We start from the raw sequence: 12,810 nt of genomic DNA, 5'->3' as shown, positions 1-12,810 counted from the left end.
GACCCGCCCGGGCCCGGCTTCCCTGCGACTGGAGATGTTCCGATGAGTGATTGCGGCTGCCACCACGAGGCCAAGAATGCGCAGGAGCGGCGCGTCCTCTGGATCGCCCTAGCGTTGAACGCGGCGATGGCCGTGATCGGCGGCATCGCCGGCTGGATTGCCCATTCCACTGGCCTGCTGGCCGACGCTCTGGACATGCTGTCCGATGCCACCGCCTATGCCATTGGCCTGGTCGCTATCGGGCGCACGGCGCGCTTCAAGGCCAATGCCGCTTGGGTCAGCGGCAGCGTGCTGCTTGTGCTGGGTGTGGGCGTGTTGGTTGAGGTGGGCCGCCGGGTGATGTACGGCGCCGAGCCGGTCAGCGGCTGGATGATTGGCACCGCCCTGCTGTCGCTGGCGGTCAATATGGCGGTGCTGCGCATGCTGGCACCGCTAAAGTCCGGCGAAGTGCATCTGCGAGCGACGTGGCTGTTCACGCGGGCCGATGTGGTCGCCAATGTTGGGGTGATCCTGGCCGGTCTGTTGGTGTGGTGGCTGGCCAGCCCGTACCCGGATTTCGTGATCGGCGCCCTGATCGGCCTGTATGTGATCAAGGAAGCCTTCGAGATTTTAGGTGATGCCCGCCGGGCAGGTGCCGACGCGCGCAAGACGGCTGCATGACCAGGCTTGGCCGACTGAGCTCGGACTCTGGCGGCTGCGCTTGAACCCGGCACTGTCACGTGGCGCAGCTGGCCCCCGACCTAATCCGTCGCAGCTCAATCTGCGTGACCGTGCGGAAGCTCAGGCAAAACGTTAACTTTCTGTTCTTCGGATGCCGGATTCCGTCAATTTCCCGCGCCAGCTTTTGCCTGGCCACCTGACTCGCAGAGGCCACTCGAGCCCGCGAGATTGATGAATAAGCGTCAGCTTGCTGATGAGCGGTACCCAAGGTATCTTTCCGGCCTCAAATGTATCAGTCCTAGCCACACGTGCCTTCCATTGTCATCCATGCCAAGCGCTACGCTCTGGCACTGCTGCTCGCAGTGATGATCATCGTGCCTGTCGTTGATGCTTCGGTCTGCTTCTCTGAGGAGCAGTCACACCAGGAAGTGGCAGGGCCAGGCGATGGCCACCCCGATAAGGCGCATGCCGCTTGTGGTCACGGTCACTGCCACCACAGCAGCACTTTTGTGGCGTCCAACGGTTTCACCAGTGCCGAAGCCGCAAGAAATGAAGGCGGGCACACGTTCTACGAACAGCCCATGACGTCCCACATCCCGGACACGCTGATTAGACCTCCCAGGCTTTGATCGCATAAAAGGCGCAACGCGCCTGTCAGTCCTTCTGCGATCACCTTTGTGTAGGTCTTTCCATGAACACATCTTGTTGCTGGGCGCTCCGTGCGCTCGGCCGACGCGTGGCTGCACGTGCAGTCGCCGGCCAGTACTGCGCCGCCTTGAAGAAGGCGACCTGAATGCCCTTCTCAACATCTACCAATCTCCGAACTGCACGCGATCGAGCGGCACTACTGATGGCAACCTCCGTGCTTGCCATCGGCGCATCTCTTGGTGTGCGCGATTTTGGGCCTGTCGACGAACCGAGATTTGCCTTGGTTGCCACCCAAATGGTGGCAACCGGAAGCTCGCTGTTCCCGCGTCGGGGAGCGGAGCTGCACCCAGACAAGCGTCTCTTCATGTGGATCTCGGCTGCACTGCTGTCACTGACCCAAAACCTGCGGACCGCGGTCCTGGCCCCTTCGCTGGTGTCAGGCGTTGCATATGTGTGGATGGCTTTCCATCTAGGAACGCGCAATGGCGGCCGTGTGCGCTAGGGGCGCGCGCGGTGGTCAATAAAAAGGAATCACCAATGCATTACGTGAAAACAGAATTCAACCGAGGCAGTTCGCGCGGGGGCCTAGGCTCAGATCCACTGGGCCGTCTTGGCAAGCCCATCTGCGGCCCGCAGCTGGGCGTCAACACGTTGATTATCATCGTGGCGATGTACTTCACGTTCTTTCTCAACAGCGCGTTCTTCGCAGAAGTAATTGCGAAGAGTGGTGCGGACGGAGCAGCTCGTGCGCTACTTGTTATCTCTACGGGAGCGATCCTCACTGCCTTGAATGTGCTCATTCTCGGATTGCTATGCGTTCGATGGACGGTGAAGCCGGTTCTTGCATTGCTTCTCGTCGTGTCCGCTACTGCTGCCTACTATTCAGACAATTACAGCGTCTACTTCGACGCCAGCATGGTACGAAATGTGCTGAAGACCGACGGCGCTGAAGCCGGAGAGTTGCTGACCTGGGGCTTCTTTCTTGCGGTACTAATTAAAGGCGTCGTGCCAGCTATCGCGGTATGCATGGTAAGGCTCCAACGTTCTTCCAATGTGACGCGGGCGATACTTGCAAGAGTGCTTCTACTTGGCATGGCGGTTGTTGTAATCGTTGGCGCGGCAATTGCGTCATTCGACGACCTCTCATCACTCATACGCAATCACAAGCAAGTCAGATACCTTGCAAACCCTGGAAACTACATCGCTTCCATTGCGAAGGTTGTGCGAGAAGACACCCGTGCGGAGCGCGGTCCGATCCAAGTGGTTGGCCCCGATGCCATGATGACGCCTCATCCGCCAGGCGCGAAGCCCCACTTCTTGGTCATCGTTGTAGGTGAGACGGTTCGTGCGCAGAACTGGGGTTTGAATGGATACGGCAGACAGACAACGCCACAGTTGGCAGCGTTGGACGTCGTCAACTTCTCGGACGTGACTGCCTGCGGGTCAAATACTGAAGTTTCCGTGCCTTGTATGTTCTCGGTGTATGGAAGGCGAGACTACGATCGAGACAAGATCAGGGGCTCAGAGTCGCTGCTCCATGTGCTTGAGCGAGCTGGCATCAAGACGTTATGGCGGGACAACCAGACAGGTTGCAAGGGGGTTTGCGCGGACCTGGCGTTTGAGTCCTTCCGCGTGCCTACCAAGGATGGGTTGTGCGATGACCAAGCGTGTCGCGATGAGATCATGTTGCGGGGATTGCATGACGCTATCGATGACAATCCGGGTGATGTTGTGGTCGTTCTGCATCAGCTGGGGAACCACGGGCCGAGCTACTACAAGCGATATCCCGAGGATCTGAGGAAGTTCACGCCTGACTGCCGCAATGCAGATCTGGGCAAGTGCACGCGCCAGCAGATCGTCAATGCGTATGACAACGCAGTCCTTGCGACAGATGACTTCCTTGGAAAGACCATCCGGATGCTTGAGCAGGATCAGAGCCATGACACTGGATTGATCTACGTTTCCGACCACGGTGAGTCACTGGGAGAGGCGAACGTCTATCTCCACGGTCTCCCCTATGCCATTGCTCCCGACACTCAGATCAAAGTGCCCATGGTCATGTGGATGTCCGAGGGCATGAAGAGCAGCAACAACCTGGACCTTCAATGTGTCCGGGACCGATCAAACCGCCCGGCCAGCCACGACAACCTCTTCCATTCTGTACTCGGCCTCATGAACGTCCGGACGAAGTCGTTGGACGAAAGCCTGAATCTTTTCTCCGGTTGTTCCATCAACGCCGGGTCCACTTCATAACGGGCGACAACGAGCACGCTGCTGGAAGCGCCCAGCAGCGGCTCTTGGGGTCCTAAATTAAGGAAGCAACACAGTGGCAGATATGTACGGTCATCGTCCGCGGAGCATTGCCCGCGTTTTCAAGGCGCTCCGCTGGTCCCTCCAAGGACTACGATCAGCTTGGCTGCATGAATCCTCGTTTCGACTCGAGGTTGTCGCGGCCGTGGTGGCACTACCGGCAGCGATTCTGCTGGGCCACTCAGCGGTTGAGCGAGCACTTCTAATGGGGAGCGTGCTGGCTGTTCTGGCCTTGGAGCTGCTGAACTCCGCCATCGAAGCGGTTATCGAACGGTATGGCCCAGAGATCCATGAGCTGGCGGGTCGCGCTAAAGATATGGGTTCGGCCGCTGTGTTCGTGGCTCTTTGCAATGTCGCCCTCACATGGGCCGTTATCCTTGTGGGTTGATTCCCTGGGTCCCGACCTGAACGGGGCTAGGGTGCGTTCAAGCACAGCCACCGTAGTGTTTTTATGTAATTGTATCCGTCCAAAAGAGGTTGCTAACCTTTCCCAATGCGTCGCTCTCTGCCTGCTATTCGTATATACCTGATGCTGCTGCTTTTGGCGGCGTTCGTGGTCGTGCCTGTGGCCGAGGCATTGGCGTGCGCGCAAGAAGCGACGGTCAGCGTGGGCGATGTGCACGCCTTGCAAAGTGATTCAGACTCCGAGTCGAGCAAGAGCAAGGATTCGTCCAGTGCCGATGCCTGTGGCCATGGGCATTGCCACCATTCAACGGCAAGCCTCCCAGCTGCCGGTCACGACGATCTGTTCGCCGATGGCCGGATCTCGCTGCACAGTACCGAGCACGTGGACGTCTACGCGCTACGACTCGACGGTCCCATGCGCCCCCCCCGTATCTGATCTGGCTCTGCCTCGCACTTGCGGGTCGTTCGCTCAGATAATTTACGGGAGTTTTTATGTCGATTTTGCCAGGCCGGTCGCTTTCAGCGACCGGGTTGACTGTCGCTATTCTGTTGGCGTTGGTGCCAATCGGACATGTAGCTGCTCAAACTGCACCATCTTACGAATCGTTGCTTTCTCGCTTGAACCAGATGCCTGCGACGGTCCAAGGCGTCGCGCTGGCTGAGGCAGCCGAGGCGCGGGTACAACAGGCTCGGGCACTGCCCAATCCGACGGTCTCCATCGAAGCGGAGAACGCCTACGGCACTGGTCCCTACAAAGGTTTCTCAAACGCTGACAGCATTGTCACCCTCTCCCAGCCGCTGGAGATTTGGGGTCAACGAGGGGCCCGAGTGCGCGCCGCGCGTGCGGAGGCTGGGGCTGCAGGCTTGCGGGGTGATCTGATGCGCAGTGACGCAGCGGGTCGCCTGGCGGCGACATACGCCGAAGCAGAGGCTGCGCTGCGCCGATATGAGTTGGCCAGCGAGGCATTGGCCTTGATTGAACAGGACGCCAAGGCGGTAGCTGCGATGGTCAGCGAGGGACGTGAGCCCAACCTGCGCGGTGTGCAGGCACGGAGCGAGGTCGCCAATGCAAAGGCAAGCCTGGATGAGGCCGAGGCCTACCGGGATGCGGCGCTTGCTCGCCTGGCCGGCGTGTCCTTGGTGGACAGCCCCCTGACCGACATCGGTGAAAGCCTGCTTGACCGCGTGCCCTCTCACCCAGTCGCTATTGAGGTCGCCCCGCTTGCCGTTCGCATTGCCCAAGCTGAAGCGGAAGCCTCCGGCCGCCTTATCGATGTCGAGCGCAAGCGTGCGTTGCCACAACTGAGTGCATCCGTGGCTCAGACGCGCTTCCGCCAAGCGGGCGACCAAGCTTACAACGTGGGCATCAGCCTTTCGATCCCCCTATTCGATCGTAACCGCGGTGCGATCCAGGCGGCCTATGCGGAACAACGTGCTGCCGAAGCGGTTCTGGAGGCTCAGAGGCGTGACAGTGAGGCGGCCCGTTTGGGAGCGGTAGCGAGTCTCAAGGCATCCAACAGCCGCGTACGAGCAGCGGATGAAAGCGTACAGGCCGCAGATGAAGCCTATCGGCTGGCCCGCATCGGATTCGAGGCAGGTCGTATATCGCAATTGGAGCTGCGCAGCACGCGATCAACCCTGATCGCTGCGCGTGGCAGTGCTGTGGATGCCCGTCTTAGCCGGGTGGCAGCAGAAATCGACCTCGCCCGCCTTGAAGGGCGCGCACCGTTTGTGGAGGCAAAATGAACAAGTACGGAAACAAGACGCTCATCGGAGCGACGCTGCTGGCTACCTTGATGATGACCGGCGCGCTGACCTCATGCAGTGGCGGGGCGCAGGAGGATGCCAAATCCACCGGTACGGAGGCAGAAAAGCCGGCTGGAAAGGATGATGGTCACGACGATCACGCAGCTGACGCAAAGCCGGGCTCCGCCGAGGCGCACAGTGAAGGTGATGGTGATGGCGAACATGGCGAAGAGGAGTCCGAGGAAGGTGTAGTCAAGCTGACGCCTGACCAGATCAAGGCATCTGGCATCGGCGTGGTGGCTGTCGGCCGCGGCGGTGGCGCATCGACCCGCCTTGCAGGTCGCGTCGAGCCGGCCATCGGGGGGCGTGCTGCCATCGCCTCAACGGTCACCGGCCGCGTTGAGCGCGTGCTTGTTGCGCCGGGTACAGCCGTCAAGAGCAACCAGCCCCTGGTGATCATTGTCAGTGGAGAAGCTGCGACCTTCAAAGCCGCCGCCACTGCCGCTGCGGCGGAGGCCGAAGCCATCCGCCTGGCCTACGGCCGCGACAAGTCTCTTGTCGAGCAGGGCGTAGTGGCTCGCCAGGAGCTGGAGGCCTCGCGCGCGCGCTCTTTGGCCGCTGATGCCGCCGCTAGTGCTGCACGTGCACAGGTAGCGGCCAGTGGATCTCCGGACAGTTCCGGCCGGGTGACAATCTCCAGTCCTGTCGCTGGCGTGGTTGGCAACGTCCAAGTGACGCCCGGTGGTGTCGTCTCAGCTGGAACGCTTGTTGCGGAGGTTTCCAATCCGGACATGAATGAACTCGTATTCACTGCACCGCCAGCACTGGCCACTCTCGCGGTGCCCGGAATGAAGCTGGAAGTGACTGGCCCGGGCGGAAGCTTCGAAGCTGAGGTGATTGCCGCCGCTGCGAATGTGATGCAGCAGGGAGGCACCGCGACCATTCGCGCCAAACCAATTTCGGAGAAGTTGCCACCGGCCGGCTCCCCCGTTTCGGCCGTCATCATCGCCGATGGCGCAGCTGAAGGCATGAGCGTCCCGGCGGATGCGGTCCAAAGCGTTGATGGCAGAAGTGTTGTGTTCGTTGCTGTCGAGGGAGGCTTTAAGGCAACGCCGGTACTCGCTGGCCGTCGTGCAGGTAATCGAATCGAAATCCTTAACGGTCTGACAGGTAGTGAGCGCCTCGTAGGCGCCAATGCCTTCCTGCTCAAGGCCGAACTGGCCAAGGGCGAAGCCGAGCACGGCCACTAAGGGAACTCATACACCATGTTCAAGATCATCATTGAAGCAGCGGTCAAGTTCCGTTGGCTCGTGGTGTTTCTGGCTGCTTCGATTGCCTGCTTTGGCTTGTTCCAACTGAGCAAGCTGCCAGTCGATGCTGTACCAGATATCACCAACCGCCAGGTTCAGATCAATACCATCGCACCTGCCCTTACTCCGGAGCAGATTGAACGCCAGGTCACCTATCCTCTGGAGACGGCCTTGGCCGGCATCCCAGGTCTGAACACCACTCGCTCCCTATCACGCAATGGCTTCTCTCAGGTCACCGCGATCTTCACTGATCAGACCGACATCTATTTCGCCCGCCAGCAGGTGGCAGAGCGGATGCGGGAGGCTGCCGGAGATCTGCCCGAGGGCGTGTCCCCCATGCTCTCCCCGGTTACAACCGGGCTGGGCGAGGTTCTCATGTGGACGGTGGACTTCAAGCCATTCGACCCCAAGAAGCTGGCCAAGCCCGGCCAGGCTGGCTGGCAAGAGGGTGAGGTCTACCTGACACCAGAGGGCGATCGTCTTGGAACCGCCCAGGAGCGCGCAACGTACCTGCGTACTGTCCAGGACTGGATCATCGCACCACAGATGCGCTCCAGCCCCGGCCTGGCCGGTGTTGATACGGTGGGTGGGTACGTCAAGGAATACGGCATCTACCCCGACAGCGCTCGACTGGCGGCATACAACTTGGGTCTGGCCGATCTGGTCCAAGCACTGGAACGCTCCAACGTCCAGGCTGGCGCCGGATTCGTCCAGCGTGCGGGCGAAGGCCTGGTCGTTCGGGCCGACGGCCTTGCCCTTACGACCGACGACTTGGCTCAGTCGCCCGTTGCCACCAAGGACGGTGTGGTCATCCGGGTGGCCGATGTTGCCGAGGTCGGTATGGGGCGCGCCCCACGGCTTGGTGCAGCTAGCCGAAATGGTCATGAGGCGGTACTGGGCACGGCGCTCATGATCGCCGGCGGCAACAGCCGCACCGTCGCTCAAGCTGCAGCTGAGCGCCTGGCACAGGTCAATGAATCTCTGCCCGCCGATATCTTCGCAGAGCCAGTGCTGGACCGTAGTGTGCTGGTTAACTCCACTGTCAAGACTGTCGCCAAGAACCTGACCGAAGGTGCCCTGCTGGTCGTAGTTGTGCTGTTCCTGCTCCTGGGCAACCTGCGTGCGGCAGCCATCACCGCATTGGTCATTCCGCTGTCGTTCCTGTTCGCTGTTATCGGCATGAACAAGTTCGGTATCAGCGGCAACCTGATGAGCTTGGGTGCGCTGGACTTCGGAATCCTTGTAGATGGCGCGGTAATTGTGATCGAGTCCACCCTGCTGATGCTTGGCAAGCGGCGTGCCGAACTTGGCCGACCCCTCAATGCCATGGAGCGACTGCGTGTAGCCGCCGACTCGGCGAGGAAGATGGCGCGTCCTGCAGCCTTCGGTCAGGTGATCATCCTGTTGGTGTTCGCACCGATCCTTACCTTGGAAGGTGTGGAAGGCAAGACGTTCCACCCGATGGCCGCCACCTTCATGCTCGCCCTCGTTGGCGCATTCATCTTCTCCTTTACCTTCGTACCGGCGATGGCTGCCCTGCTGGTCAGGGAGCCCAAGCTCCACGCGAAGAAGGAAGGACACGAGGGCGACCAGGACGAAGAACATGAGACAGCCATCATCCGCGTCCTGCGCGGCCGCATCGAACCGGTGATCCAAGCGGCGATTCGTAGGCCCAAGGCAGTGTTCGCTGGCGCCCTCGTGATGCTCGCAATGGGCGTGGTCGGCTTTACGATGCTGGGTCGAGAGTTCATGCCAACGCTTGATGAGGGAAATCTCGCTATGCAAGCGTTGCGTGTGCCATCTACGTCGCTTGAGCAATCGTTGGCTATGCAATTGGCGCTGGAGAAGGCCATTGCTGCTGAACCAGAGGTTGTGACGGTCTTCTCGCGGACCGGTACTGCAGAAGCAGCTATCGACCCCATGCCGACCAACATCTCCGACAGTGTGATCGTACTTAAACCGAGAAAGGAGTGGCCAGACTCTTCCCTGAGCAAGGAGGATCTGATTGCAAGGTTTGAGAAGATCGCCGCCTCGCAGATAGGCAACAGCTTTGAATTCAGCCAGCCCATCGAGCTGCGCTTCAATGAGCTGATCTCAGGCGTGCGTACGGACCTGGCCGTCATGATCTACGGCGACAACTTCGAGCAACTGCAAGCTGTTGCCGATCAGGTCGCGCTGAAGCTGAGGAATGTCCAGGGCTCAGCGGATGTCCGTGTTGAACAGATTTCCGGCCTGCCCACGCTCAATGTGGCAATCGATCATCTTGCAGCTGCGCAGTATGGCCTCACGGCAGCGGACGTGAGCGACGCGCTTTCAACCGGTATTGGCGGCGCTGCGGCAGGCAAGATCTTCGAGGGCGACCGCCGGTTCGATGTTGTTGTGCGCCTCGGCGACGATGCACGCAATGACCCCGATCAGCTCGCGTCACTGCCGATTGCAACTCCAACTGGGGGCATCGTGCCGCTCTCCTCTGTCGCACGCATTGAGATCAGCGAGGGGCCGAACCAGATCAGTCGAAACAATGGAAGCCGTCGTGTGGTGGTGCAGGCAAATGTTCGCGGTCGTGACTTGGGCGGGTTTGTTGGAGAGGCCCAGGCGGCGGTGAAGGACGTACAGCTTCCGCCGGGCGCCCACATGACGTGGGGAGGTCAGTTCGAGAACTTGCAGCGGGCTGAAAAGCGACTCATGACAGTTGTTCCGATTGTCTTCCTATTGATCGGCAGCCTGCTGTTCATGGCATTGGGCAGCGCAAAGGAGGCGGGCCTGGTGTTCACCTGCGTCCCACTGGCCCTGGTTGGCGGAATTCTCGCGTTGCTGGTGCGTGGTATGCCGTTCTCGGTATCTGCCGCCGTCGGATTCATCGCGGTATCGGGTGTTGCGACCCTGAATGGATTGGTGCTCATGCAAGCCATCAGAGAGAGGCTTGATGCAGGTGACAGTCCATTGATCGCTGCAATGAACGGTGCCGGCAGCCGAATTCGCGCGGTGGTGACCACCGCGCTGGTGGCGATCGTTGGCTTCATTCCAATGGCTATTGCGAGTGGATCTGGTGCTGAGGTGCAGAAGCCTCTCGCCACGGTGGTCATTGGCGGCCTGTTGACCGCAACAGTACTGACACTTCTTGTGCTGCCGACATTTGCGGGGCGCTTGGCCAAGGCAGGCCCGAAAGGGCAACCGGAAACTGTCCACTGAATGATGGAGTGTTTGGGCCCGGCAGAGCATCTGCCTGCCGGACTTCCCGTTCCATTTTTATGACGTTGGAGGGAACAAATGAACCTGACCACAGAACTCGAACTGCCAGTAATACTCCCAGGTGTCTCTCGGGACGACAGCTGCGTCCAGAGGCTGGTCGCTGGTCTTCAGGACATGGAGGGAGTATCGCGCGTGCACATTCGCGAGGGTAGCGACGAAGCTCTCGGAACGCTCTGCATTCATTACGACCCCGAGATCGTCTCGCTTCAGCGAGTGCGAGAGGTGGCGGCATCCGTGGGCATTGAGTTGGGTGATCGGTATGGCCACCTTTTCTTGGAGCTTGGTTCGGCCGTTCACGCACGAAAGGCAAGGACAATTGCGGCGCAAGTGCAGGCCGTACCAGGCGTCATTGAAGCCACCACCAGCCCAGCTGGTGGCATAAGCATCGAGTACGAGAGAGCCAAGACAGGCGAGGCGGAGCTGAGAGCGAAGCTTGAGGCGCTGGGTGTAGCGCAAGAGCCACCGAGTCCGAGGGGAGATTTGAAGGATCAGCACGAAGGACACGATCACAAGGACCGACAGGACCCCGGTCATTCCCACGGGGGCACGCTAGGTGGCAATAGTGAGCTGATCTTCTCACTTGCTTGCGGCCTGCTCCTGATCGTGGGATTTGCGATTGAAAAGCTTGGGTTGACCCAAACGCCCTGGATCCCCACAGCGTTTTACGTAGCAGCCTACGTCTTTGGCGGCTGGTTCACGCTTGGCGAGGCGATCGGGAACATCAAGCTGAAGCGCTTTGAGATCGATACGCTGATGCTGGTTGCAGCGGCAGGCGCAGCCGCGCTCGGCGCATGGGCCGAAGGCGCCTTGCTTCTGTTCCTCTTCAGTCTCGGTCACGCCCTTGAACACTACGCGATGGGCCGGGCTAAACGTGCGATAGAAGCTCTCGCCAAGCTTGCCCCAGAAACTGCCAGGGTGCTGAGGAATGGGCAGGTCGTGGAAGTCCAGGTTGAATCGTTGATACCTGGAGATGTGGTGGTCGTACGTCCCAATGACCGGATGCCGGCGGACGGATTCGTTATCAAAGGGGCTAGCAGCGTTGACCAAGCCCCTGTCACCGGGGAAAGCATCCCGGTTGATAAGCTGGCAGTCAATGACGCTGCTCTAGCACGGGATCGACCTGATTCGGTGGTAATGGAGTCACGTGTTTTCGCCGGCACTATCAATGGCTCCGGCGCCCTGGAGGTTGAAGTCACGCGTCGATCAGGCGAATCGGCACTGGCCCGCGTCGTCAAGATGGTAAGTGAGGCTGAGACTAGGAAGTCGCCCACGCAGCGCTTCACGGACAAGTTCGAGAGAGTATTCGTTCCCGCGGTGTTGATTCTGGCTGTGCTCCTCCTTTTCTCCTGGGTTGTGGTTGATGAGCCATTCCGTGACAGCTTCTATCGTGCTATGGCAGTTTTGGTGGCAGCGAGCCCCTGTGCACTGGCCATAGCCACGCCAAGTGCTGTTCTGGCGGGCATCGCAAGAGCGGCACGTGGTGGTGTGCTCATCAAAGGTGGGGCGCCACTCGAAGAGCTAGGAATGATCCGCGCCATCGCGTTCGACAAGACTGGAACGCTCACTGAAGGCAAGCCGCGAATTACCGACATCAAAGTGATGCAGGGAACGACAGAGCAGGAACTGCTTCACGTTGCCGTCGCCGTCGAGGCTTTAAGTGACCACCCTTTGGCCGCAGCTATCGTTCGAGATGGTAATACTCGCCTGGGCGATGGACCGGTCATGGTAGCGACAGACCTCGCTAACTTCGCTGGAAGAGGCGTTCAGGCGAAGGTGAACGGCATTGACGTGTGGATAGGAAAGGCAGAAATGTTCGGTAACGACGGCATTGGCGCTCTATCCGCGGGTGCGGAGTCTGCCATTGAGGAGCTCCGTAACGCCGGCAGAACCACGATGGCCGTTCGCCTAGGTGATCGCGACCTAGGTGTCATCGGCCTTATGGATACGCCCCGGCCAGAGGCGCGTGAAGCCCTGGACAAGCTAAGGCGCTTGGGCATCCAACGAATGATCATGATCTCTGGCGACCACCAGACTGTAGCTCAAGCCGTGGCAACGGACGTGGGTCTAAACGAGGCATGGGGAAATCTCATGCCTGACGACAAGGTGAAGGCAATACGTCAGTTGAAGGAGACGGAGCGAGTGGCAATGGTCGGCGACGGTGTGAATGACGCACCCGCAATGGCTAGTGCCAGCGTCGGAATTGCAATGGGTGCCGCCTCTTCGGACGTAGCGCTGGAGACTGCCGACGTCGCGCTTATGTCTGAGGATTTGAGACAGGTTGCATTCTCTGTAGCGCTTAGTCGACGCACGAAACGGGTGATCCGTCAGAACGTGTATGTGAGCCTGGGCGTCGTAGCGTTGTTGGTTCCTGCGACCATCCTAGGTCTTGGCATTGGACCGGCTGTGGCAGTGCATGAAGGTTCAACCTTGTTGGTTGTATTCAATGCGCTGAGGCTCCTTGGCTTCCGTCAGTCGTGAC

General features: G+C 59.8%; 9 protein-coding genes. All 9 read left to right on the top strand.

Features of this window, described 5'->3' with window-relative positions:
* Positions 1-42 precede the first annotated feature (42 nt).
* The 9 genes from ABB22_RS02320 (at position 43) to ABB22_RS02285 (ending at position 12,809) form a co-directional block, all read left to right on the top strand.
* Positions 43-660, top strand: coding sequence for a cation efflux transmembrane domain-containing protein (locus ABB22_RS02320; RefSeq protein ID WP_014159605.1), 618 nt, complete (start codon positions 43-45; stop codon positions 658-660).
* Between the two features lie 308 nt (positions 661-968).
* Positions 969-1,289: a hypothetical protein gene (locus tag ABB22_RS18040; RefSeq protein WP_062167471.1), complete on the top strand. Its 321-nt coding sequence runs from the start codon at positions 969-971 to the stop codon at positions 1,287-1,289.
* Between the two features lie 556 nt (positions 1,290-1,845).
* Positions 1,846-3,561, top strand: a complete 1,716-nt coding sequence (locus tag ABB22_RS02315; protein ID WP_017354999.1) for a phosphoethanolamine transferase — start codon at positions 1,846-1,848, stop codon at positions 3,559-3,561.
* A 73-nt stretch (positions 3,562-3,634) separates the two neighbouring features.
* Positions 3,635-4,006, top strand: a complete 372-nt coding sequence (locus ABB22_RS02310) for a diacylglycerol kinase (RefSeq protein ID WP_017354998.1) — start codon at positions 3,635-3,637, stop codon at positions 4,004-4,006.
* Between the two features lie 141 nt (positions 4,007-4,147).
* Positions 4,148-4,459 (top strand): hypothetical protein, encoded by a 312-nt coding sequence (locus ABB22_RS02305; protein ID WP_017354997.1) that lies wholly within the window; start codon positions 4,148-4,150, stop codon positions 4,457-4,459.
* Between the two features lie 56 nt (positions 4,460-4,515).
* Positions 4,516-5,769: a TolC family protein gene (locus ABB22_RS02300; protein ID WP_017354996.1), complete on the top strand. Its 1,254-nt coding sequence runs from the start codon at positions 4,516-4,518 to the stop codon at positions 5,767-5,769.
* A complete protein-coding gene (locus ABB22_RS02295) occupies positions 5,766-7,019 on the top strand; it encodes an efflux RND transporter periplasmic adaptor subunit (RefSeq protein WP_014159610.1) in 1,254 nt (417 codons plus the stop codon). The genes ABB22_RS02300 and ABB22_RS02295 overlap by 4 nt, the downstream gene beginning before the upstream one ends.
* 15 nt (positions 7,020-7,034) lie before the next feature.
* The gene (locus ABB22_RS02290) at positions 7,035-10,271 is read left to right on the top strand and encodes an efflux RND transporter permease subunit (RefSeq protein WP_017354995.1); all 3,237 of its coding nucleotides are present in this window, start codon (positions 7,035-7,037) and stop codon (positions 10,269-10,271) included.
* 78 nt (positions 10,272-10,349) lie between these two features.
* Positions 10,350-12,809 (top strand): heavy metal translocating P-type ATPase, encoded by a 2,460-nt coding sequence (locus ABB22_RS02285; protein WP_017354994.1) that lies wholly within the window; start codon positions 10,350-10,352, stop codon positions 12,807-12,809.
* The last annotated feature ends 1 nt before the right edge of the window (position 12,810 follow it).

This window comes from Stenotrophomonas nitritireducens (assembly GCF_001431425.1).
In the GTDB taxonomy this organism is placed as follows: domain Bacteria; phylum Pseudomonadota; class Gammaproteobacteria; order Xanthomonadales; family Xanthomonadaceae; genus Stenotrophomonas; species Stenotrophomonas nitritireducens.
The sequence above is the reverse complement of the archived record's forward strand: the minus strand, read 5'-3'. Positions and strand labels throughout refer to the sequence as shown.